Genomic DNA, 23632 nt, shown 5'->3' with positions numbered 1-23632 from the left:
AAAACCTGCTTTCTCAGTCAGCCTGAGAAACAGCCTGCATAAACTTATCGAAAGCGGCCAGACCTGCGGCATCACGCTTATAGACGCCGGCATGGACCAGTACCGTCTTGAATACTTCCCCGATTTCAGCCTGCAGCAGGCCATCCACCTGCTCTGCCGTCACGGCCGGATATTTTTCGCGCAGCATCTTGTACCAATCGGCATGGCAGGCAATTTCCTCAATGCCCGAAATATCGGCCGTCCCTTTGATGAGTTCCTGCCCCAGAAGGTGCATTTCCTTCTTCAGGCGGGCGGGCAGTACCGCCAGTCCCATCACCTCGATCAGGCCGATATTTTCCTTCTTGATATGATGGACTTCGGCATGGGGATGGAAGATGCCCAGCGGATGTTCCTCGCTGCGGCGGTTGTTGCGCAGTACGAGATCCAGTTCATAGGCGCTGCCACGGCGGCGGGCAATCGGCGTGATGGTATTATGGGGTTCGCCGTCCGTTTCCGCCAGGATACCCACGCTATCATCACTATAGCCACGCCACTTGTTGAGGATGATCTCGGCTAAATCTGCCAATTCTTCCCGGTCCTCACCCGTCAGGCGGATCGTGGACATCGGCCATTTCACGCGCCCCACCTTCACGTTGGGAAAACCAGCAACGCTGTAAGCTTTTTCCACCGATGCCTTGGCCATGGCAAAGTCATAACGGCCGCCCTGATAATGGTCATGGGAGAGAATCGAGCCACCCACGATGGGCAGGTCCGCATTGGAGCCTAAGAAATAATGCGGGAAGATGGTCACAAAATCCAGCAGGTTCTCAAAGCTCTTGCGATTGACCTTCATGGGAATATGCTTGCGGTTCAGCACAATGCAATGCTCATTGTAATAGGTATAAGGGGAATACTGCATGAACCAGCGGTGGGAGGCCAGCCGCAAGGGAATCAGGCGGTGCGTCTGCCGCGCCGGATGCCCGGCATGGCCGGCAAAGCCTTCATTCTCCCGGCAAAGCAGGCACTGCGGATACGAACTGGATTTGACGAGCTTGGCCTTGGCGATATCCCGAGGATCTTTCTCCGGTTTGGACAGATTGATCGTCACGTCCAGATCCCCATATTCCGTCGGCGTCTTCCAGACCAGATTCTTATCAATGCGGTCTTTGCGGATGTAGTTGGAGGCAATGGACATTTTGTAGAAATTGTCCGTAGCCGCTTTCGGTGCACGGGCATAGTCACTCTGGAATTTCCTGACCACTTCCGATGGCCTGGGCATCACACAGTTCATGATGCGGGTATCGAACAGGTCCCGCTCATTTGCCGTATCTTCGATAAGTCCTTCTGCAACCGCATAATCCAGCATCCTGCTGAGAATCGGTGCAGCTGTTTCCAAGGTTTCATCTATTTCTTCCGGTACAAATTCGCTTACCTGCAATACATCGATAAGCAGATTTGCACTGTAGTAATAATCGTCTTCGCTGATAAGGCCACGCTGCTTCGCGAAGTTAAGCAGGCGGTTGATTTCTGTATTGATGTTCATTGATTATTTCACCGCTTATTTTTCATACCCATTTGGATGTTTCTGATGCCAGTTCCAAGCCGTCCCAATAACCTGTTTCACATCGGTATAACGGGGATTCCAGCCCAGGATCTTGCGGGCTTTTTCACTGGAGGCAATCAGCTGGGCCGGATCGCCGGCACGACGGGCGCCCATCTCTACCTTGATATCCTTGCCCGTGGCTTCTTTGGCCGCCTCGATCATCTCTTTGACCGAGAAGCCCTGGCCATTGCCCAGGTTGAAGATATTGCTCTCGCCGCCCTTGCGCAGGTACTCAAGTGCCAATACATGGGCATCAGCCAGATCGATGACATGGATGTAATCACGCAGGCAGGTGCCATCCGGCGTAGCATAGTCATCGCCGAAAATCGTGATATGGTCGCGCTTGCCCAGCGGCACCTGCAGGATCAGCGGGATCAGATGCGTTTCCGGATGATGGTCTTCGCCGATGGAGCCATCGTCCAAAGCGCCTGCTGCATTGAAGTAACGCAGGGATACATAGCGGATGCCATTGGCCCGGCTCACCCACTTCATCATCTTCTCCATGGTCAGCTTGCTTTCGCCATAGGTATTCGTGGGGCAGGTCTCATCATCTTCCATGATGGGAATCTTCTTGGGTTCGCCGTATACAGCCGCCGTGGAGGAAAAGACGATCTTGTCCACGTTATGGCGCACCATGGCTTCGAGCAGTACCTGCATGCCATATACATTGTTATTGAAGTATTTCAGGGGCTTTTCCATGCTCTCGCCCACCAGGGAATTGGCGGCAAAGTGAATCACCGCATCAATATCATTTTCCGTGAAGATCTTGTCGAGAACTGCTGCCTCACGGATATCCCCTTCATAGAATTTTGCCTTAGGATTCAGAGCATCGCGATGCCCCGTCTGGAGGTTATCCACGATAACGACATCTTCGCCCTTTTCTACTAACTGATGCACGGCATGGGAACCGATATAGCCGGCACCGCCGCAAACAAGAATCGACATAATCATGCGCTCCTTTTCTTTATCAAACAGAAATCGCTTTCTATTGTAACATGTTTTCTACCTGTTTTCTAGAAAACAGTTTACTTGATCCGGTGGGTACCATCGGCGATATTGGCCACATAGAAACTCGGGGCATAACCGATCTTTTCCGTATAAGCCTTGCCAACGCTCTCCTTGAAGGCCTCAATTGCCTCATTCTTCACGAGGCTGACCGTGCAGCCACCAAAGCCTGCGCCCGTCATGCGGGAGCCGATGACACCATCCACCTTCCAGGCCAGTTCAGCCAATGTATCGAGTTCCTTGCCCGTCACGTCATAATCATCCCGCAGGGAATAATGGGATTCATTCATGAGCTTGCCGAACTTCACTACATCATCGGCCTCCAAAGCCTCAACGGCTTCCAACGTGCGGTTGTTTTCAAAAACCGCATGGCGGGCACGCTGACGTTCCAATGGTTCGGAGATGGCTCCGGCCAGCTGATTGAATTCCTCATTGGAAAGCTCACCCAAAGCACCCAGTTCCGGTTTTACTTCCTTCAGTTCATTCAACGCATGTTCGCACTGCGCACGGCGCACATTGTAAGCACTCGAAGCCAGGCTATGGGGTTTGTTCGTATTCGTGATCACGATGCTTGCCCCCTCCAGCGCAATCTTGCTGTAACGGTATTCCAGCGTATTGCAGTCCAACAGGATTGCACAATCCTTTTTGCCCATGCCCACGGCAAACTGATCCATGATGCCGCAGTTGACACCCACGAAGGTATTTTCAGCTTTCTGCGAAAGCTTCACCATTTCCACCATATCCAGTCCGAAGCCAAACGCATCATTGAGAATCAACGCGATCAGCACTTCGATAGAAGCAGAAGATGACAGGCCGGAACCATTCGGCAGCGTACCATAGACCAGGATGTCAAAGCCATGGCTGGCCTTGTGACCGGCATCCTCGAAGACTTTCACCACGCCCATCGGATAGTTGGCCCAATTCTTGGCTTTATCGTAAACAAGACCTGACATGTCAAATTCGATAATGCCTTTATCGGCCAGATTCAGGGAAAAGATCCGCGTCTTGTTATCCTGGCGGTCAGCGACCAGCGCATAGGTTCCCAGCGAAATGGCACAGGGGAATACATGACCACCATTGTAGTCCGTATGCTCACCAATCAGATTGACCCGCCCCGGAGAGAAATATGCCCGCGTCTCCTGTTCACCGAACTTAGCGGCGAATTCACTCTGCATCTTCGTTAAGATTTCCTGTTCCATGCTGTTACCTCCTGATAATATCCCACTAATATTTTGTAAACGTTTTCCATATTCTGCAAAAAAAATGCTGGCCGACCAGTGGCTGACGCCTCTCGTTCTCTGCCACACTTTCTCTTGTTGTCTCTTAGTTTACTCTTATGTTGCCAAAATGTCAATATCCTTTCGTAAACGTTTTCTAAAAATGTTTTCCTGACGCCTCTTGCGACAGGTGTCAAGACATTGTATAATCACTATTGACGCACTGCTGTCAAGACAAATGTAACATTTGAAAAGAGGTATCATCATGATCTTACAACGTCTGGAAGCCCTGCCTGTCGGCAGCTTCCATTACAAACTATTACTGCTGACCGGCCTCGGCTGGCTCTTCGACTCCATGGACACGGGCCTGATTGCCTTCGTCCTGCCGGTACTAGCCAAGGAATGGGCCCTGACGCCTGCCCAGGTTGGCTGGATTGGTTCCATCGGCCTGATTGGCATGGCCTTGGGTGCGGTACTCGCCGGTACCCTGGCTGACCGCATCGGCCGCAAGCGGGTGTTCTCTTTGACGGTGCTGCTCTACAGCCTGTCCACGGGCATGTGCGCCCTGTCCTGGAGCTATGAGTCACTGTTATTCTTCCGCTTCCTCGTAGGCTTCGGCCTCGGCGGGGAACTGCCCGTTGCCGCAACCTTGATGAGTGAATATGCGCCCGCCCACCTGCGCGGCCGTTTCATCGTCCTGCTCGAAAGCTTCTGGGGCGTGGGCTGGCTCGTGGCCGCCTGCATCTCCTACCTCCTGATTCCCGCCTTTGGCTGGCAGATTGCCTTTGTGATTGGCACCCTGCCCGCCCTCTACGTCTTCCTGATTCGCCTGCATATGCCCGAATCCATCCGCTATTTGCTATCCCAGAACCGCATTGAGGATGCCAAAAACGTCATCCTGCAGTTGGAAGCCAAGCTGGGCGTGAAAAGCGAAGCTTTCCCAGAAAAAATTGACCCGTCAGATCTGACCAGTCAAAAAGCGAACACCCAGCCGAAATTCACGGCGCTCTGGACGAAGCCCTTCCGCACCCGTACAGCCATGCTCTGGCTGGCTTGGTTCGGCATCGTCTTCAGCTACTACGGCATCTTCATGTGGCTGCCCTCCATCGTCTATGCGCAGGGCTTTGCCGTGGTCAAGACCTTCGAATACGTGCTGATCATGACGCTGGCCCAGCTGCCCGGCTACTACGCCGCCGCCTGGCTCGTAGACGTCATCGGCCGCAAATACACCTTGTCCCTGTTCCTGCTCCTGTCCGGCGTCTGCGCCTTCTTCTTCGGCAATGCTGCGGATGCAACGACGCTTTTGGCCTGGGGCTCGGCGATGAGCTTCTTCAACCTCGGCGCCTGGGGCGTTATCTACACCTACACCCCGGAACAGTACCCCACCACCATCCGCGCCCTCGGCAGTGGCTGGGCCGCCGGCTTCGGCCGCATCGGCGGCATGCTCGCCCCGATGCTCGTCGGCGTGATGCTCGGCAACGCCTTCGGCATGAACACCATCTTCCTGATGTTCGCCTCGGTATTCGTGATTATCTCGGCAGTCGTAATCCTGCTGGGTAAGGAAAGCAAGAAGAAAACTCTGGAAGAATTGGAAGTAGCCATGGAAAGCTGATTCCTATAATAAAAACCTGCGTGCTCCGTCGAGTACGCAGGTTTTTATTTTCCCTATTATTTATATGCAGTCTTAGTTTCAGCTGCTTGCAGCATATCCGATTCAAATTCGTACTTCAATTCCGAGAAGTGTGGTTCCATATCCTGATTATCCGTCCAAAGTTCACATTGGAGCATTACCGTCTGCACCGCATCTTCCATCCCCTCTGGCGGATATTTATGCTTTTTCAGGAGCTTTTTGATCAGCATCCGCATTTTCGCTCTGGCACTTGATCGCTTCTGCCAGTCAATAGTGCGGTTCCGGCGCAAGGTGTCTGCCAACTCCTTTGTTATCGCAATAAGTTCTTCATTCTCATAAAAATCTTTAATCGCCTGTGGCTTGGTCAATGCATCATAGAAAGCCAGCTCATCAGCAGTCAGCCCTAATTCTTTTCCCTCCTGCTGTGCTTTGGATATCTGCTTGGCGAGATTCAAAAGTTCCTCTATCACCTGCTCATTGGTCAGCATCCCATTGAGATAAGCATTCATGGCTCGCTGGATGATTTCGCTGAACTTCTCTGACTTCACCACATTGGTACGGCGATAAATCTGCACCTGCTCAGCAATAAGCTTTTTCAATAGCTCCACCGCCAGATTTTTCTCCTTCATCTTGGCGATTTCTTCCAAAAACTTGGGGTCAAACAGAGAAAACTCTCGCTCAACATCCGAAAAAAGATTGATAACGCCATCACTCTTGATGCTCTGCTGCAAAAGATCATTGATTCGCTGGTTCATTTCCGGCAAAGAAATCTTCTGCCCTGCCCCCTGATGGGTCAACCGCAGGACAAGAACCCGCACTGCCTCAAAGAATGCTGCCTCAAATCGTTCATGCTCTGGTGCAATAGACGAACACAACGAAAGCGCTTGATGGAGCAACAACGCCTCCTTGATAAAAGTATCTTTTTCTTTGTCCTTCTCCCGGTCAACAATGAAGTTCACCGCACCAGTTATCGTTTTCGCCCTTTGTAAATCTGAACCAGTGGCAAATTTGCTGTAGTCATAGCCATAGAACAAATCACGGCAAACAGATAATTTTTCAAGGAATTTGGGATAAGCTACTTTGGCAATATCCGTATCGCCATAATTCTTCCTATCCCGCACAGTATAATCATTCATAGCCTGTTTGAGAGCAGACGCAATTCCCACATAATCTACCACCAAGCCGCCTTCCTTGTCCCGCCATACCCGGTTGACGCGGGCAATGGCCTGCATGAGATTATGCCCGCTCATGGGCTTATAAACATACATAGTAGCCATAGACGGCACATCAAAACCAGTCAGCCACATATCGACCACAATAGCAATTTTCAACGGACTATTGTTATCCTTGAATTTCTGCGCCAATTCATCCCGCCGATGTTTATTGCCAATAATCTGCCGCCAATCTTCCGGGTCTTTGTTGCTCTCAGTCATAACCACGGCAACTTTTTCCATCCAGCCCGGACGCAATTCCAGCATACGCCGATAAATCTTCATGGCAATAGCACGGGAATAAGCTACAATCATAGCCTTGCCTGTCAGCAGATTTTCCCGGTAATTCTCGTAATGGTCGAGGATATCCGACACCAAGGAATTGATGGTCTTATCATTGCCCAGTACAGCTTCCATCTGCCCTAGATCGCGCTTGCTTTTTTCAATAGTCGCAGCATCCGCATTCTGCGCCATCAAATCATACTCAGCATCAATGAGTTTCAATGTTGCCTCGTCCAAATGCAGTTTGATAACCCGGCTCTCATAATACACCGGTCGGGTTGCTCCATCCTCCACCGCCTGCGTCATATCATAAATATCTATATAGTCACCGAAAACTTCACGAGTGCTCCTATCCTTTGCTGAAATCGGTGTACCGGTAAAACCGATATAAGTCGCATTAGGCAGGCTGTTGCGGATAATCCGCGCCGTACCTACCACGCGCTTGGCAACTTCCTGACCATCCTCGTTATGAGTCATCACAATTTTTTCTGTCAGCCCATACTGCGAACGGTGTGCCTCATCAGCCATGACAATAATATTCCGTCGCTCTGACAGCGGTTCATCTGATTCCTCAAACTTCTGCATGGTTGTGAAGATAATCCCATTGGCTTGCCGTCCTGCCAACCAGTTTTTCAAATGCTCACGGCTCTCCGCATGAACAGGCTCCTGTCGCAGAAAAGACTTGCACTTGGCAAACTGTCCAAAAAGCTGGTCATCCAGGTCATTTCTGTCCGTTATCACCACTACAGTTGGACTGTCTAACGCTGCTTGCAACAGATGCACATAGAATACCATCGACAAGGATTTGCCGCTTCCTTGGGTATGCCAAAACACGCCACCTTTACCATCGGTAACTGTAGCGTGTTTTGTTGAATCAATCGCCTTACGAACAGCAAAATACTGATGATAGCCCGCCAGAATTTTCACCTTGGACAGTCCGTCATTGGAAAAGCAGATAAAATTCTGCAGGATATCCAACAACCTGCTGCGTTCAAAAATTCCCTCAAAAAAAGTATCAAACTGGGCATACTGGGTATTCTCATAACTTCCGTCCGTAGTTTTCCACTCCATAAAACGGTCTTCACCAGAAGTGATAGTACCAGCCTTAGAAGTCATCATATCGCTCATCACGCAGATAGCATTGTATATGAACAAAGATGGAATTTCCTGCATATAATTGCGCAGCTGCAAATACGCTTCACTGGCATCCGTCTCCTCGCGGGAAGGCGATTTGAGTTCTATAATGACAAGGGGCAAGCCATTGAGGAACAACACCACGTCCGGCCGCTTGGTGCTGTTCTCGATATATGTCCATTGATTCGCCGCAATAAAAGAGTTATTGTCCGGATTATCATAATCCACCAAATAGGCAATGGCCGAACGTTCTTCCCCCTTGACAGTATACCGCACTGGAATCCCGTTTTGCAGATAGTCCATAAACACTTCATTGCACAGGACAAGGCCGCCATTATCAAAATTGCGCAGCTTAAAAAGCGCATCCGCAATGGCATCCTCCGGCAAATCTGCATTAAGCCGCCGAATACAAGCCTCCAACACCTCATCATACAGCGGACTGCGTTGGTCGCGCTCTATCTCCGGACCATAAACCACCTCATAGCCCAGTCCGGCAAATAACTCCATAACAGAGTTCTCATAATCCGCTTCGGTATATGCCGTTGGCATCTACATCACATCCCTGCTACATATTCTCAAACAACTTAAACTGCTTTTGTACAATCCCTAATATTTATCTCAACTCCATGTTAAAATCTTCCCGGGCACTCATCGCTTCTATGCCCGTCATTGTCCGTGCCTTTACCTCATCATCAACAGACTTCATGGAAACAATGCGTATATCATCCACAGTATTCAAAGATTCATCCTCTTGCCAGCTGGACAAGAAATTATCAATAAATTCCAGATTATGCGTCGTAACAAAGAGTTGTACGTTATACTTCCGCGCATACTTAATAAAGCTATGACATAACTTTCTTTGTGCTTCAGGATGAATGGTAGAATCTATCTCATCAATGCACATGATGCCATCATGGTAAAAAATCAGTGAACCGACAATCTGAAACATACGCCTCAAGCCATCACCAAAGGTATCCAGTGGGAAATAATCACCACTAGCCACCTGTGCACTAACAGGTGCCATACTGTTATCCTGATAGGGCAAAATATCAAAATCCGTAATCTCCGGGAATACTTCCTGCATTTCCTGTACGAATTTACCGATTAGATTATGCCGCTTCAAATGAACATACAGCTTACGATTTTCCGCCATATTCCTATGACCACTTATATCTTCGTAATGGGCCAGCTGTTGCGGTGCTACATTCTCAATAAAGGTATTCGGCCATCCTAAAAGGAAATTACGTTTATCCTCATCACTTTTTGCCACTTCCCATTGAGCAACAGGAACATTAGGCACCATCTGCATCTGAGAATTCATATTGGGATTCATTACAGGATTCACAGCTGGTGCATCCGTAGCCACATCACGTATAAAATCCTTAAACACATCTCCTAAGGAAACCTTATGCGTATATGATATTTCCTTACCATCATCCATTGCTGTAAACTTAAACGAAAAAGGAATGTTTCTTCTATCGTTCACAGCAGCGACAATATTTTCCGCAATATGATAAGGCGTCGAATTTTGTGAAAACTGATTCCGCTGCACACATGTCCCAATAAAAGGCGACAAGTTGTAACCACAAGCCCAACCGAAAACAGATTCCAATAATGTAGTCTTACCAACATTGTTTTTGCCTACAAAAAAATTAATCCTACTTAGATTATTAAGAGCAAACTTGAAAAACTTTCTATATCCTTCTACTCTAAATGATGATATCATTTTCATCACTCCAACTATTACTCAAATCACTTTGAAATCTTATATTCAATACTAGAAATTTCTACAGTATTTACATCAATACATTCAACTAATCCCTCATCAAACAATGCTATATTTATTCCCTTATCGCTAATTGTACTTCTATATCCCACTCCATCATATTTTTCTCCTTTGATAAATTCAGCAATAAATTGAGTCGGTAAGTATTCTACTTTACTATCATTTCTACGTTGCGGTTTTGATATTTCTCTCGCCATATCTTAAAAAATCTTGAAATTCACAGCGAATTTTTCCATCCCATCAACATAGTCAAAGGGGCTAAGATATTCAAATCCAGACAAGTCAACCACGCGAAAATCTCTTTTCGCAACCAATTTACCTATAGTTATATAATCGTATACATTAGAACGAATTTCATATAAAATAGTTTTAGGATCTAGCGACATATACAGAGCCAACATACCTTCTGGATTTATTCGACCTGCCGTACGACGGTCTTTAGGCGGCGCCATCATCTCCTCTGTTTTATATCCAAAGGAATTTTGGGCTATTCTTCCTCTGTAAAAAACTGTTCCTCTTTTATAAACTTTCACAAGTGCAGATAAATATGAAGCAAATTCTCCAGAATTAAAATTTGTATGGAATCTATTCACATTTTTTATATAATCAGCGAACTCATCCCATGATAATCCACCAGTTATACTGTGTTCATTCAGGAACTCCTCCTCATTCAACTCAGGAATAATCACTTTGTCATGTAAAATACTATCCCTAAAAGAATTATTCTCACATATCGCTTCAATCAATTTCCTCGTGTCATTTTTATTTAGATTAAATATTTTCCAATCATCACATAAAGCATCTTCTATACTCTTAGCACCTTCAACGTTCGATACTTCATATAGGTCCAATAACGCCATTATACTACGTACAACTTGATTATCATCATCTATCCCTATTATGGGCACATTTTTTGAATAGCAAAAATCACATTTCCCTTTCTGCACTACGTTTTGAAAAATCTTTTTTATATGTGCATCATAAAAGCAATTACAGCAACATTTCATTACTTATCACTCTCTTTGCGCAACACTCTATCTACCAATTCAAGATGATGCATAATCGATAATTTTTTTATTGTTGGTAAACCCGGAAAGTATCCTTTTTCAGCATGTTCTAAAAAAGTGGATAATGCTACAGTCCTTTGTTTTTCATTACCACTTCTATACCAAGCCTTTAATTTCATCACAGCTTCGTAATATTTTCCCGCAACATCTTCAAGACCATGATTGGAATTGGATACAAAATGATGTATTCTAAAATTCATATCTTTATCTATATAAACAATATGAATTGCAACAGCTCTAGGAGCAAATCCACTCTCATCATAATTTTCTCCTATCATAGAATAATCAGCAAACCCTATATACCCTTCTTCTTTATAGTATCTATGGTCGTCCGAAAAAAATTCATCATCATTATTGGCATAATCAGCATTCCTATTCAATTTATGGAATTTATCTTCAAGCAAAATCTTGTTGTTTGAAACTGCTCTTTTTATGGATCTTTCATCCGGAATCAACACATATGCAGGAGCATCATTCTTAAATATTTTTTTATATTTCTCGACTTCATCCCTATTATTCAAAATGACTAATATATCATTCCTACCATAGCCTTTATTTCTCAATTGATCAATCACATGCGGCGCATTGTTATTCATTATAATAGCTGGTAAAACGAACTCATTTGTTTTATCATATAATTTCATATTTTCTTCTTCGCCTAACTTTTTAACTTCCGGATTTAATACCATTGCTAACCGCATTTTAGCATCCACATAACACTTTAACGTTCTATCTAATGTCGCGCTGATTTTCACTGGTTCCACAACAGGTAATATCTCATTAGATATGAGCCTCTTTTGCGCCAATTCCTTTAACGCCAACAAATCATATTGTCTGCCACGAAAATACGGAAAATACATTTTTTCACCCTCCATAACTCTGCTCTAAAAAGTTACTAAATTTATTTATATCTTTAGGTGTTCTATAAAAATACGCAATCGATTTAAGCTCATATGGTATATAATCCATAAATTCTTTTGTAGCTTTACTACGTTTTTTCAATTCTTTTATAGTTAATTCTTGAGCTTCCAATATTGGTATTTCATCGAACATATTAAAACATTTTCTAAAATAAAAAACAGGTGGAACTTCAGGTAAGTATCCAAAATATCTTTTCAATATTTTTTCATATTCTTTTTTTCTCAACAAAGTGAAGATAGTATATGAATCTAATGCGTCATTAAACGCTTTCGGCTCCTTTGTTTTATCACGATTAAAGATTGTACAGTTATCGGACAGTACATATATTCCTACTGAATCCCCCATCCTGCCTAATTTTTTTAACTGGGATTCTACCTTATCCCTTTCTTGCTCAGATGACAAAACTGAAACATAACTAAATGCTTTGTAATAATCCTTTAGTTGTTCATTCAATCTACTCAAATTATCTAAATCCGATTTTATCTCATAAACACGACCAACGCCATTTATCAATACAAAGTCTGCGATATGATCAGCTATACGAACTTGTGATAATGCAGTTGCCGTATTGACATTATGAATACCAATTAGCAGCTTATTCAATAGTGTATTCATATAAAAGTATTCGCTTCTATATGTATTTCCCATTATAGAATATATTTCACTTATTATCTCTTTATTAGTTTTACCATGTGGTTTATCAATATACTTATCAACCACATAATTATAGGTAACATTATCCCCTAATGATAGCAGTTCCTCAAATACTTTTTTTGAAAACACTCTGCTTATTGACGTATTATTATTCATTATATCTTCACCTCCTATCTTATTTTTGTTTCATTATGTCCATACGTATCATACTATCAATACTTTTTCCTTAATAACATTTCTGTAAAAATCGCTATCCTTATTTATTTCATGGATTTCAAAGATGTCTACCTTTTTTTGCAGAGCTTCACGCAATTCTTCGCCCAAGGCAAGTACATTCGTCAGTTTGAATCCTTCATCAATGTAGACCAGAAAATCTAAATCACTATTCTCATCAGCCTCACCACGAGCGTAGGAACCAAACAGGTATATCGCTTTCACATGGTATTTTTCAGCAAGCGGCTTTACTACTTTTGCAATATCTTCCAATGTGAAAATACACCTATCCATATGTAACTCCCTAATTCTTACATTCAATAATCAATAATTTATATCACATGTTACAAATATCTTGTATTTGTTTAATAATATCTTTAAATCCATCAACACTTATGTTAGCAAATTCCCCATTACCATTATAAACATTATCAGCAAATTCACTTTTAGAAAGCGCCAAACTTTTCTCCTCACTATTAAAAACATCACTATCTATTACTTTTACCATTTTGCATTTGTATGCGCCAGCAATTGCATTATTAGATGTTGTAATTTGTGGATCTTCTTTTAACATTCGTGATTTTTCCTTAAATTCATCTGACAGATAGATTCTACGCCCTTCATCATCGCATCTTTTCAAGTCCTCGCGTTTATACAAAAGCTCTATAGATATTCCACAATTATATCCATGGACATCTTTTATACAACAACCATATACATTATTACAGAAATCAAATGTATCAATATATTTTTTCCCTATAGCCGTATCACTATCAAAAACACCAATTATTTTGTGTGATTGTTTAATTTTTGCCAAATTTTCCAATAAGGTTTTTAGTCTTGAATCGCCTAGCTCATCTTCGTACTTTAAAAATTCCACATCTAGATCAGAAAACTCTCCTCGTAACTGAAACACCTTCAATGCATGAGCTATGTGTTTCCAATCCGTCTTTCCCTCAGTAATGATTAAAGGCTTGCTTATGTTTGCAAGTTTCTCTCGAACCTCATCCAGAGAACCCAAAACCTCTTTATAGTTTTCATCTACAATAGCATAGCATCGTTCTATTTCATTAAAGCGCTCCAATTGATTTGTAATAGTTCCCGTAGGCAATGTTACAAAATTGCAATTATCCTTAAACTTATTTTTCATGCCCAATAGGAAGAATGGTGAATGACTGGTGACTATAAATTGTATTTTAGGAAACATACTTATTAGGTTAGGCAGTAAATTTTTAAGAAAATCAGAATGGAGATGGAGATCTATTTCATCGATTAAGACAATTCCTTTAATAGCGTCAAAACTCATAGAATTTATTACACTAAGCCTATCATATTCCTTCAAAATAGCAGCCATTATCCCAAACAACATTACTTCTCCTGAAGAAAGATTTGAAAAATCTGGAACCACCACGTATTCCTGTCCTGATTCATTTCTACCAATGATCTGTATTTGACGATACCCATGGTGTTTAGGTGCTATTGCAAACCTAACATTTGAAATCCTATTTGCATATATCTGTTGTAAAAGTTGGTTTATTGTTCCAATTATATTTGTATTTTTTCCTATATATGTAGATTCATAAACAACTGAATCATTACTGTCACCTGTTTTTCTAGGAATAGCTGCTCTCTCATATAATGCCTGATCTATTGCTACATCCAGTATCCATGACGATATACGATCTAACAAGTTATACTGTATTATCGAATCATTGCTTCTGCCAATAAATGATCTATCTTCATACATAAACTTAGCCGATTCATTTTCGTTATTAAACCATGACGGAATATAGTATCGCTCGACAGGAAAATATAAAAAAACCTCTCTCTCAAACACATTTTGTGATGGTTTTGTATCTTTTATAAAAAAACCATTCTTTTTTAATACATCATCATTTACATTAACACCATTATATATTGATGAATCAAAGCTTGATTTAAGTTTTTCATAATCTTTAACCATAAAATCAATATATGAAGCTCCATTATCATATGTTATTTTTTCATATGCTTCATTTTCTAAATCGTATATATATTTCTTAGAAGCCACTCTATAATAACTACTTCCACTAACATCAGAAATTTGCTCATAAAAGTTACGTTTTATCTCTATCAGTGAATGGGTAATATTGGAAAGTAACAATGTTTTGCCTACACCATTCTCCCCAATAAATACAGTAGGTTTTGGAGTTCCATCTGAATTAAATTGAAATGAATAACTAATGTTTTTTAACGGGCCATAATTTTTTAGAACTATGTCTTTCAAATACATATAATCACCTGATATAAACAAGAATTTAGAGGCTTAAGTCTCAATGCTTGACACATCAATTTCGCCGGACATAAGGCGAGGCAAGAGAGTATCACGGAGCATGGCAAGTTTTTCGTTTTCTAATCCGTTCGAGAAAATTATATTGAAGTATTCTTGGCAGATTATGTCAAATTCTTTAACTAAAGTTATCGGCGGCAAAACAATTTCCTCTGAGCTCAGGAATCCGTTCAGGTCAAGATTTTTTATTCCTGTTGTACCATTTTCATACGAGAAAAATGTATTTAGTTCATATAAATATTGCCAGTAATAGTAAACGAACATACTGTAGCCTTTCATCGGCTTGATAGCCCGGCAAAAATTTGTGCATACCAGGCCTTTGTCATAGCGGTCGAGTAAGGATTGTGATATGGCAGTCGCTCTTCCCGTTGATTGTGTAGGGCTTCCACCAGATATTTCAATAACAATATCGCCAGCCACCAAATGTTTGGACGCATAGTTCTTGGGCAAAATATATCGAGTAGGCATTTTCCCCTTATTCCCCGAGCGTACATCGGGTATATCAGCCCCCCTAATGCAATACACCATTTCTGTGTGATTACCGATTGGTTTTTCTTTTCCCCAGTCACCGCCTAAAGTTGTTTCGATTATATCTGAGAAACATCCTGTGTCCCAAGCATATCGTTCTACCGAGTCCACGAACCACGACTTAAAAATTGCCTGTGCTTGCTCCTCTAAATTCTTGTTTATGTGTGTATTAACTTCTATTTTATCTTGAATATCATCTAATATCGATATGATTTTTCTTTGATTTTCTAAATTCGGTATATCTATTTCCATATTAGAAATCATATCTTTCGTAAGTGCTTTTCTCGTTGCACCACCAGCAGCTAGTTGTAAAAGATATTCTTTATTTAATTGTAAATAATACAAAATATAACTGCTAAGTACCACGCTTTCATTTGGTCGTATAATACAAACATGCTGATTAACTCTGGCTGGCAATTTACTATTATCTACCTTACAAGCACGAGCTACAGAGTCCCCTGTAATATTTAACAAAATATCATTTTTCTCTACGACCACATTGCTTAATTTTTTTGCTTGTTCTTCATTTATAAATGCCAAGCCCAATTCAGAAAAGGAATAGTCCAAAACATTTTGACTCCTAATAAGGGAAATACCTTTAGAGCAATAAGCATCTTTCCCCCCTCTAGGGGTTGAGCCACTACCAATTTTAGTACAAACATCTTTTAGTTTACACTTCATACCCAATCGCCTCCAGATTCTTCCGAATCTTATCTTCCAGTTCATGGGATTTGGCGAACAGGCCGGAAAGTTCACCTGTGAGCCGTTTCATTTTTTCTTCGTAGGGTTCGCCGTCATCTTCCTGTTCGGCTATGCCGACATAGCGTCCCGGTGTAAGGATATAATCCTGTTTGGCGATTTCTTCCGTGGTCGCAATGGCACAGAAACCTTTGACTTCTTCCAGTTTTCCTGTTTGGAAATCTGCCACGGTATCGGCGAGTTTGGCAATGTCTTCATCGGTGAAGTCGCGGTGCTTGCGGTCAACCATATAACCCATATCCCGGGCATCTATAAAGAGCGTCTTGCCTTTTTGCTCCTTGTTCTTGGTGATAAACCACAGCGTTACCGGGATGGTTACACTGTAGAAAAGCTGGGTAGGCATGGCAATAATTGCTTCTACCAGGTCATCTTCAATGATATTCTTGCGGATTTCGCCTTCGCCCTTGGTCTGAGTAGACAGGGCACCATTGGCCAGCACCAAGCCGATTTTTCCGTTAGGTGCAAGGTGATGAATCATGTGCTGAATCCACGCATAGTTGGCATTGCCTGCAGGGGGCAGTCCATATTTCCAACGCTTGTCATCTTTCAGCTTGTCCTGTCCCCAGTTGGAAAGATTAAACGGAGGATTCGCCATGATGAAATCCGCTTTCAAGCTGTCGCCGTGAATATCATTGAAGAACGTATCCGCCTGATGTTCGCCGAGATTGGCATCAATACCGCGAATGGCCAGGTTCATCTTTGCCATCTTCCACGTGTCGGCATTGGATTCCTGCCCGTAGACAGAAATCACCCCTCGCATATTGCTGTGTGCCTGAATGAATTTTGCACTTTGCACGAACATCCCGCCGCTGCCACAGCAGGGATCATATACCCGGCAGTTCGAGAACGGACGAAGCACCGCTACAATGGTCTTAACGATACTGGCCGGCGTATAGAACTCACCGCCTTTTACGCCTTCGTAGGCAGCAAACTGTGCAATACAGTATTCGTAGGTACGCCCCAAAAGGTCTTTGCTTTCCTCCGTATCGTCCATATCCATATTGGTAAAGAGGTCAACTACATTGCCCAGTACCCGCTTATCCAAATCCGGGCTGGCAAAATTCTTGGGCAGGACATTTTTGAGCTTTTTATTGTCATCTTCAATGGCCCGCATGGCGTTATCGATAACAGTACCAATCTCCGGCTTATGCGCAGCTGCCGCGATCTTGCTCCAACGTGCATCTTCCGGCACGAAGAAGATATTTTCCGCCTCGTAGGCATCGGGGTCATCTTCAAAACCATCCCCTTCTGCCACCAGCTTGTTATACTGCTTTTCAAAAGCATTGCCAATGTAACGCAAAAAGATAAGACCGATAATCACCTTACGATAATCAGCCGCAGGGATATGCCCCCAAAGCTCACAAGCTGCATCCCATATTTGCTTTTCAAAACCGATATTGGCACTACTGTTATTCGCCATCAAAATATTCCTCCATACCTATCTCTTTACAGAATATTATAGCACAAATTTATGGCAGCAAAAAGAAACTCGCCCATAGATAAATACAAAGCCGGCCCCGCTGGGGATGGCTTTCCGTAGCGTTTGGCGCTTTTTGTCAAAGCGAAGGAAAGTTATCCCCAGCGGGGCCGGCGTCTTAATGGCTCGATGTCTGCCTTAATCTTCATCGATATCTGCCAAATATTCATTTACAGCCCGGTAGATAGCCGAACTCTGGTAGCCTCTTCTGAACAAGGCCGCCATGAGTTTCTGCTTATCCTGGCTGCGTTTGTACTTGCTCTCGAGCACCCGCAGGGCCTTCTCATACTCACGCTCGCTGACTGCCTCCCTATCTTCGGGGATACAGGATTTCACAAGCGCAGATGGATATCCCTTCTGCTTGAGTTTTTCGCAGATCTGCCGCACGGAGTAGCTGCTATCCGTATAAAGGTAGTTGAACCGCCGCGGGCAGGATTCGGCATCACTCAGATAATGCTTTTCCTGCAATCTGGCAATGGCAGCAGCCACTTCCTCTTCTTCGTAGCCTTTGCCCATGAGCTTCTCGTACAAGCGGTTTTCGCTGTACTCCTGCCGGGCCAGCAAATCCACAGCGGTGACGAGTGCGGGCTTTACCGGCTTGCGCTTGGGCTTGCCGTAATTACTTCCCCACATGGATTAATCCTCAAGTGGTTCGTCACTCGCATCCGTCGGGGCGGCCTTTTCCAGTGCCTCAGCATCCGTCTGCAGTTTGGCGCGGATCTTGGCTTCGATTTCATCAATCATGGCCGGATTCTCTTCGAGCGTCACCTTAGCTTTTTCCTTGCCCTGACCTAAGCGGGTACCTTCATAGGAGAACCAGGCACCGCTCTTGTCCACGATGTCGAGTTCCACGCCCATATCAATCAGCGTGCCCAGACGGGAAACGCCTTCGCCGTACATGATGTCGAATTCTGCCGTCTTGAAGGGAGGTGCAATCTTGTTCTTGACAATCTTGACCTTCGTACGATTGCCGACCACATCGGAACCCTGCGTGATCTTTTCGCCCTTGCGCACTTCCATGCGCACGGAGGAATAGAATTTCAGGGCGCGGCCGCCCGTGGTAACTTCGGGGTTGCCATAGGTCACGCCGACCTTTTCACGAATCTGGTTGATGAAGATGGCCACGGTCTGGGATTTATTGATGACACCCGTGAGCTTGCGCATAGCCTGGCTCATGAGGCGGGCATGGAGGCCCACATGGCTGTCGCCCATCTCGCCGTCGATTTCGGCCTTCGGCACGAGAGCTGCTACGGAGTCAACGACGATGATGTCGATCGCACCGCTGCGCACGAGGGCATCCACGATATCGAGTGCCTGTTCACCAGTATCCGGCTGGGAAATCAGGAGTTCATCGATATCCACACCGAGTTTCTGTGCATACACAGGATCTAAGGCATGCTCGGCATCGATGAAGGCTGCAATGCCGCCATTTCTCTGTGCCTCAGCAATCATATGCAGGGTAACCGTGGTCTTACCGGAAGATTCCGGGCCGTAGATCTCGATGATACGACCGCGGGGAATGCCGCCGGTGCCCAGTGCGATATCGATAGGCAGGATGCCCGTGGGAATAACCGCCACATTCATCTGCGCGCGGGCATCGCCAAGTCTCATGATCGAGCCTTTGCCAAAGTCCTTTTCGATTTTCTTCAGGGCATTGGCCAGGGCCGTTTTCTTGCTGTCTTCTTCGGTAATCCGTCCGACTTTATCTTTGTCTTTATCTGCTGCCATTTTATCCGCTTCCTTTCTGTTTATCTCATACAATTATATAAAAATTGCCCTCTTTTGGCAAGAAAACAGAGGGGCTGCCTTTAGCAGTCCCTCTCTATTGACGATCAACCAATCACCTTGCGGATAGCCTCGCAGTTTTCAGTATAGACCTTTTCCACCTGCTTGGCCAGCGGCTCAATTTCCGCTGGACTCTTGCCGGCCCGAATGGCTTGTACCGTTTTGTCAGCGGCTGTAAAAAGACGCATAAGACTAAGGTTCCCGGCTGTGCCTTTCAACGTGTGGACGTTTTTGCCGGCTTTTTCCATATCGCCTGCGGTAAAATCGGCCTGAAACTGTGCAAACGACTTGTCATCGAGGAATTTTCCCAGGAACTTGTGGTATAACGCCACATTCCCCATAAACCGTTCCAATCCTTTGCCATAATCGACACCAGCATCACACAAAATCTCCTTGATTTCTAACTGATCCATAAGCCCGCTTCCCTTCTTCTTACACCTATGGTCTCTCGCTTACTTGATAAATTGGTCAATCGCCTTATTCAGTTGTTCCAATGCTTCCTGATCATTTTCCCGCACCGCATCCACAATACAGTGCTCCATATGATCCTTTAAGATTATCTTGCTGACACCATTGATGGCGCTGCGCACTGCGGAAAGCTGCACGAGCACCTCACTGCAATCCCTGCCCTGTTCCACCATGGTCTTGATGGACTCTAAGTGGCCAATCAGCCGGGACATACGGTTGAGCACCGCCTTGGTGTGGGCATGGCTGTGTTTATGACCGTGCCCAGCCCCATGCGTGTGCGTTACAACAGTGCCATCTGCCAGTACATGAGTATGTGCATGCTCATGTTCATGTTCCTTTTGTTTCATGGCTTTATTCTACCGCTATAGTAATATTCTCGCCGTTGATGTTCCATTCCTTCTCGGTGCCGGAAAGTTTTCCATAATTTACCACGTCAGCCAAGGTGATTTCCTTGAGGTAGTCCTCATTCTTGGCCACGATGGCCTGCAATTTCTCATTGCCGGCAAGGCTGACCGTGATGTGGTCGGTGACTTCAAAGCCGTTTTCCTTACGCATAGTCTGCACCTTGCTGATGACCTCGCGGACGAAACCTTCTTCGAGCAGTTCTTCCGTCAGCGTCGTGTCGAGGGCAATGGTCACGCCATTATAGCGCTGGCAGTTGAAACCTTCGGTCTGAGCCATGGATACTTCCACATCCTCAGTGGTCAGCGTTACTTCGCCATCCGGCAGAGCCACGACGAGCTTGCCCGTGGAGTCGAGTTCTGCCTTGGCCTTATGGCCGTTGAGTTTTTCTAAAGCGCCCTTGACTGCACCAATCTGCTTGCCAACCTTCGGGCCGAGCACGCGGAAGTTCGGCTTGAAGCTGTAGGTCAAATATTCTTCCATATCGTCCTTGAAGACCACTTCCTTGACGTTGAGTTCGTCTTCCACGATTTCCTTGAAGAAGTCGGAGAGTTCACGGTCAGCGTTGACATACATATGCGCAACCGGCTGGCGGTTCTTGATATTGGTCTCGTTGCGGGACGCACGGCCGAGCACGACGATTTCGAGCACCAGTTCCATGTTCTTTTCAAGGTCTTCATCAATCCATGCCTCGTTGACCGTCGGGTAATCAGCCAGATGGACGGATTCCGGAGCCGTCTTGTCGATGCTGCAAACGAGGTTGCGATAGATGGATTCGGTGATGAACGGTACCAGCGGAGCGGCAGCCTTGGCCGTAGTCACAAGAGCCGTATAGAGCGTCATGTAAGCATTGATCTTATCCTGCTCCATGCCCTTGGCCCAGAAGCGGGCACGGCTGCGGCGCACATACCAGTTAGACAGTTCGTCCGTGAAGGCCTGCAGAGCCTTGGCAGCTTCCGTGACCTTGTAGTTAGCCAGGTCATTGTCCACTTCCTTGACCATGGTATTGAGACGGCTCAGCACCCATTTATCCATAACCGGCAGTTTGTCGTAATCCAGCGTGTACTTCGTGGCATCGAAGTTGTCAATGTTGGCGTAGAGCACGAAGAAAGCATAGGTATTCCAGAGAGTGCCCATGAACTTGCGCTGTCCTTCCTGCACTGCATCATCATGGAAGCGGTTCGGCAGCCAGGGCGCGCTGTTCTCGTAGAAGTACCAACGGATGGCATCAGCGCCATGCTGGCCCAGAGCCTCCATGGGATCAACGGCGTTGCCCTTGGACTTACTCATCTTGCGGCCATCCTTATCCTGCACATGGCCAAGCACGATAACGTTCTTGTACGGTGCTTCATCAAAGAGCAGGGTGGAAATGGCGATCAAGGAGTAGAACCAGCCGCGCGTCTGGTCAACGGCCTCGGAGATGAAGTCAGCCGGGAAGCGCTTCTCGAAGATATCCTTGTTCTCGAACGGATAATGCCACTGGGCAAAAGGCATGGAACCGGAGTCGAACCAGCAGTCGATAACTTCCGGCACACGGTGCATTTCCTTGCCGCATTCCGGACACTTAATCGTAACAGCGTCGATATACGGACGGTGCAATTCGATATCATCTGGGCAGTTGTCGCTCATTTCCTTGAGTTCAGCGATGGAACCAATCGTGTGCTGATGGCCGCATTCGCATTCCCAAACCGGCAGCGGCGTGCCCCAATAACGGTTACGGGACAGGCCCCAATCCTGTACATGCTCGAGCCAATCGCCGAAACGGCCTTCACCGATGGATTTCGGAATCCAGTTGACCTTGTTGTTGTTGGCAATCAGCTTGTCCTTGACATCCGTCATCTTGATGAACCAGGTTTCGCGCGCATAGTAGATGAGCGGCGTGTCGCAGCGCCAGCAGTGCGGATAGCTGTGCTCGAACTTCGGTGCCTTAAAGAGCTTGCCGCTCTTCTTTAGGTCATCGATAATCAGCGGGTCAGCGTCCTTGACGAATACGCCAGCCCAGTCCGTTTCCTCGGTCATTTCGCCCTTATTGTTGACGAACTGCACGAAAGGCATATCGTACTTGCGGCAAACGCGGTTATCGTCCTCACCGAAGGCCGGAGCGATATGAACGATACCCGTACCATCGGAGGTCGTAACATAATCATCGCAGACCACATAGAATGCTTTTTTCTTGAGCTTGCCCACGGCATAGTCGTAGAGAGGTTCATATTCGCGGTATTCGAGGTCTTTGCCCTTGTACTTTTCGAGGACTTCGCGCTCGCCTTCGACACCTTCAAAGACGGATTCCACGAGGGCTTCGGCCATGTAGTAAACCGTGCCATCAACCTTGATCTTCACATAGTCCACTTCGGGGTTCACGCAGAGGCCGAGGTTGGAGGGCAGCGTCCATGGCGTCGTCGTCCAAGCCAGGAAGTATGCGTCCTCGTCCTTGACCTTGAACTTCACCATAGCAGAGCGCTCTTTGACATCCTTATAGCCCTGGGCTACTTCGTGAGAAGACAGCGGGGTGCCGCAGCGGGGACAGTAAGGAACGACCTTATGGCCTTTGTAGAGCAGGCCCTTGTTCCAGATTTCCTTAAGCGCCCACCATTCGGATTCGATGAAGTCATTTTCGTAGGTGATGTAGGGATGCTCCATGTCAGCCCAGAAGCCGACCACATCGGAGAACTCTTCCCACATCCCCTTGTATTTCCAAACGGACTCGCGGCACTTCTTGATGAAGGGCTCAATGCCGTATTCTTCAATCTGTTCCTTGCCGTTGATGCCCACGAGCTTCTCGACTTCAAGCTCAACCGGCAGGCCGTGCGTATCCCATCCAGCCTTGCGCAGCACCTTCTTGCCCTTCATGGACTGGTAACGCGGCAGCATATCCTTGATAACACGGGTTAATACATGACCAATATGCGGCTTGCCGTTAGCCGTCGGGGGACCATCATAGAACGTAAAGGTATCGCAACCTTCGCGCTGGTCGATAGCCTTCTGGGCAATGTTGTTGTCTTTCCAGAATTTCAGAACTTCCTTTTCTCTGTCCACGAAGTTCAAATTGGTGTCTACCTTGCTGTACAAACGAACTCCTCCTCTAAAAACAAAAAACCTGCATCCCGAAAACAGGATGCAGGTATATTTAACCTACACTTATAAACCACCTATTTTTCACGTACCATCATACGCTATTCCGT

The 23632-nt window shown here is 45.5% G+C and carries 19 protein-coding genes; 1 reads left to right on the top strand and 18 read right to left on the bottom strand.

Features of this window, described 5'->3' with window-relative positions:
* Positions 1–13: 13 nt before the first annotated feature.
* The 3 genes from galT to BLQ59_RS08295 all read right to left on the bottom strand — a co-directional run bounded on the left by galT (position 14) and on the right by BLQ59_RS08295 (position 3786).
* The gene (galT, locus tag BLQ59_RS08305; protein WP_074572399.1) at positions 14–1522 is read right to left on the bottom strand and encodes a UDP-glucose--hexose-1-phosphate uridylyltransferase; all 1509 of its coding nucleotides are present in this window, start codon (positions 1520–1522) and stop codon (positions 14–16) included.
* Between the two features lie 15 nt (positions 1523–1537).
* On the bottom strand, positions 1538–2527 hold the full coding sequence (gene galE / locus BLQ59_RS08300) for a UDP-glucose 4-epimerase GalE (RefSeq protein ID WP_074572398.1): 990 nt from the start codon (positions 2525–2527) through the stop codon (positions 1538–1540).
* Between the two features lie 80 nt (positions 2528–2607).
* The gene (locus BLQ59_RS08295; protein WP_074572397.1) at positions 2608–3786 is read right to left on the bottom strand and encodes a galactokinase; all 1179 of its coding nucleotides are present in this window, start codon (positions 3784–3786) and stop codon (positions 2608–2610) included.
* A gap of 283 nt (positions 3787–4069) precedes the next feature.
* On the opposite strand from BLQ59_RS08295, the gene BLQ59_RS08290 reads away from it, so the two are divergent.
* Positions 4070–5416 carry an MFS transporter gene (locus BLQ59_RS08290; protein ID WP_074572396.1) on the top strand — a complete coding sequence of 449 codons (1347 nt, stop codon included), beginning with the start codon at positions 4070–4072 and terminating at the stop codon, positions 5414–5416.
* A 56-nt stretch (positions 5417–5472) separates the two neighbouring features.
* Here BLQ59_RS08290 and BLQ59_RS08285 read toward each other — a convergent pair whose 3' ends face one another.
* The 15 genes from BLQ59_RS08285 to ileS form a co-directional block, all read right to left on the bottom strand.
* Positions 5473–8610, bottom strand: coding sequence for a type I restriction endonuclease subunit R (locus BLQ59_RS08285; protein WP_081342511.1), 3138 nt, complete (start codon positions 8608–8610; stop codon positions 5473–5475).
* Positions 8611–8674: 64 nt separating this feature from the next.
* Complete coding sequence (locus tag BLQ59_RS08280) at positions 8675–9787, bottom strand: AAA family ATPase (protein ID WP_074572395.1); 1113 nt, start codon at positions 9785–9787, stop codon at positions 8675–8677.
* Positions 9788–9813: 26 nt separating this feature from the next.
* The gene (locus BLQ59_RS16545; protein ID WP_074572394.1) at positions 9814–10044 is read right to left on the bottom strand and encodes an RES family NAD+ phosphorylase; all 231 of its coding nucleotides are present in this window, start codon (positions 10042–10044) and stop codon (positions 9814–9816) included.
* A gap of 3 nt (positions 10045–10047) precedes the next feature.
* The gene (locus tag BLQ59_RS08270; protein WP_176756765.1) at positions 10048–10794 is read right to left on the bottom strand and encodes an RES domain-containing protein; all 747 of its coding nucleotides are present in this window, start codon (positions 10792–10794) and stop codon (positions 10048–10050) included.
* Positions 10795–10853: 59 nt separating this feature from the next.
* Positions 10854–11789, bottom strand: a complete 936-nt coding sequence (locus tag BLQ59_RS08265; RefSeq protein ID WP_143005324.1) for a sce7725 family protein — start codon at positions 11787–11789, stop codon at positions 10854–10856.
* On the bottom strand, positions 11779–12645 hold the full coding sequence (locus BLQ59_RS08260; RefSeq protein ID WP_074572391.1) for a sce7726 family protein: 867 nt from the start codon (positions 12643–12645) through the stop codon (positions 11779–11781). Before BLQ59_RS08260 ends, BLQ59_RS08265 begins: the two co-directional genes overlap by 11 nt.
* Positions 12646–12693: 48 nt before the next feature.
* Positions 12694–12975, bottom strand: a complete 282-nt coding sequence (locus BLQ59_RS08255) for a nucleotidyltransferase family protein (RefSeq protein ID WP_256324643.1) — start codon at positions 12973–12975, stop codon at positions 12694–12696.
* Between the two features lie 64 nt (positions 12976–13039).
* The gene (locus BLQ59_RS08250; protein ID WP_074572389.1) at positions 13040–14974 is read right to left on the bottom strand and encodes an AAA family ATPase; all 1935 of its coding nucleotides are present in this window, start codon (positions 14972–14974) and stop codon (positions 13040–13042) included.
* Between the two features lie 33 nt (positions 14975–15007).
* Positions 15008–16240, bottom strand: a complete 1233-nt coding sequence (locus BLQ59_RS08245; protein ID WP_074572388.1) for a restriction endonuclease subunit S — start codon at positions 16238–16240, stop codon at positions 15008–15010.
* Positions 16230–17738 carry a type I restriction-modification system subunit M gene (locus BLQ59_RS08240; RefSeq protein WP_074572387.1) on the bottom strand — a complete coding sequence of 503 codons (1509 nt, stop codon included), beginning with the start codon at positions 17736–17738 and terminating at the stop codon, positions 16230–16232. Before BLQ59_RS08240 ends, BLQ59_RS08245 begins: the two co-directional genes overlap by 11 nt.
* A gap of 195 nt (positions 17739–17933) precedes the next feature.
* Complete coding sequence (locus BLQ59_RS08235; protein WP_074572386.1) at positions 17934–18428, bottom strand: regulatory protein RecX; 495 nt, start codon at positions 18426–18428, stop codon at positions 17934–17936.
* A gap of 3 nt (positions 18429–18431) precedes the next feature.
* Positions 18432–19523 carry a recombinase RecA gene (gene recA / locus BLQ59_RS08230; RefSeq protein WP_074572385.1) on the bottom strand — a complete coding sequence of 364 codons (1092 nt, stop codon included), beginning with the start codon at positions 19521–19523 and terminating at the stop codon, positions 18432–18434.
* A 104-nt stretch (positions 19524–19627) separates the two neighbouring features.
* Positions 19628–19993 (bottom strand): Hpt domain-containing protein, encoded by a 366-nt coding sequence (locus tag BLQ59_RS08225; protein WP_256324642.1) that lies wholly within the window; start codon positions 19991–19993, stop codon positions 19628–19630.
* Between the two features lie 39 nt (positions 19994–20032).
* Positions 20033–20395, bottom strand: a complete 363-nt coding sequence (locus BLQ59_RS08220) for a metal-sensing transcriptional repressor (protein WP_074572384.1) — start codon at positions 20393–20395, stop codon at positions 20033–20035.
* Positions 20396–20399: 4 nt separating this feature from the next.
* Positions 20400–23519: an isoleucine--tRNA ligase gene (gene ileS, locus BLQ59_RS08215; protein WP_074572383.1), complete on the bottom strand. Its 3120-nt coding sequence runs from the start codon at positions 23517–23519 to the stop codon at positions 20400–20402.
* Positions 23520–23632 lie beyond the last annotated feature (113 nt).

The sequence above is a fragment of the Pseudoselenomonas ruminantium genome, assembly GCF_900104055.1.
GTDB lineage: Bacteria > Bacillota > Negativicutes > Selenomonadales > Selenomonadaceae > Selenomonas_A > Selenomonas_A ruminantium_C.
The sequence above is the reverse complement of the archived record's forward strand: the minus strand, read 5'-3'. Positions and strand labels throughout refer to the sequence as shown.

Bases quoted from the DNA above. Each gene is read 5' to 3' on its own strand.
- galT (WP_074572399.1), bottom strand. From the start codon at position 1,522: ATGAACATCAATACAGAAATCAACCGCCTGCTTAACTTCGCGAAGCAG.
- galE (WP_074572398.1), bottom strand. From the start codon at position 2,527: ATGTCGATTCTTGTTTGCGGCGGTGCCGGCTATATCGGTTCCCATGCC.
- BLQ59_RS08295 (WP_074572397.1), bottom strand. From the start codon at position 3,786: ATGGAACAGGAAATCTTAACGAAGATGCAGAGTGAATTCGCCGCTAAG.
- BLQ59_RS08290 (WP_074572396.1), top strand. From the start codon at position 4,070: ATGATCTTACAACGTCTGGAAGCCCTGCCTGTCGGCAGCTTCCATTAC.
- BLQ59_RS08285 (WP_081342511.1), bottom strand. From the start codon at position 8,610: ATGCCAACGGCATATACCGAAGCGGATTATGAGAACTCTGTTATGGAG.
- BLQ59_RS08280 (WP_074572395.1), bottom strand. From the start codon at position 9,787: ATGATATCATCATTTAGAGTAGAAGGATATAGAAAGTTTTTCAAGTTT.
- BLQ59_RS16545 (WP_074572394.1), bottom strand. From the start codon at position 10,044: ATGGCGAGAGAAATATCAAAACCGCAACGTAGAAATGATAGTAAAGTA.
- BLQ59_RS08265 (WP_143005324.1), bottom strand. From the start codon at position 11,789: ATGGAGGGTGAAAAAATGTATTTTCCGTATTTTCGTGGCAGACAATAT.
- BLQ59_RS08260 (WP_074572391.1), bottom strand. From the start codon at position 12,645: ATGAATAATAATACGTCAATAAGCAGAGTGTTTTCAAAAAAAGTATTT.
- BLQ59_RS08250 (WP_074572389.1), bottom strand. From the start codon at position 14,974: ATGTATTTGAAAGACATAGTTCTAAAAAATTATGGCCCGTTAAAAAAC.
- BLQ59_RS08245 (WP_074572388.1), bottom strand. From the start codon at position 16,240: ATGAAGTGTAAACTAAAAGATGTTTGTACTAAAATTGGTAGTGGCTCA.
- BLQ59_RS08240 (WP_074572387.1), bottom strand. From the start codon at position 17,738: ATGGCGAATAACAGTAGTGCCAATATCGGTTTTGAAAAGCAAATATGG.
- BLQ59_RS08235 (WP_074572386.1), bottom strand. From the start codon at position 18,428: ATGTGGGGAAGTAATTACGGCAAGCCCAAGCGCAAGCCGGTAAAGCCC.
- recA (WP_074572385.1), bottom strand. From the start codon at position 19,523: ATGGCAGCAGATAAAGACAAAGATAAAGTCGGACGGATTACCGAAGAA.
- BLQ59_RS08225 (WP_256324642.1), bottom strand. From the start codon at position 19,993: ATGGATCAGTTAGAAATCAAGGAGATTTTGTGTGATGCTGGTGTCGAT.
- BLQ59_RS08220 (WP_074572384.1), bottom strand. From the start codon at position 20,395: ATGAAACAAAAGGAACATGAACATGAGCATGCACATACTCATGTACTG.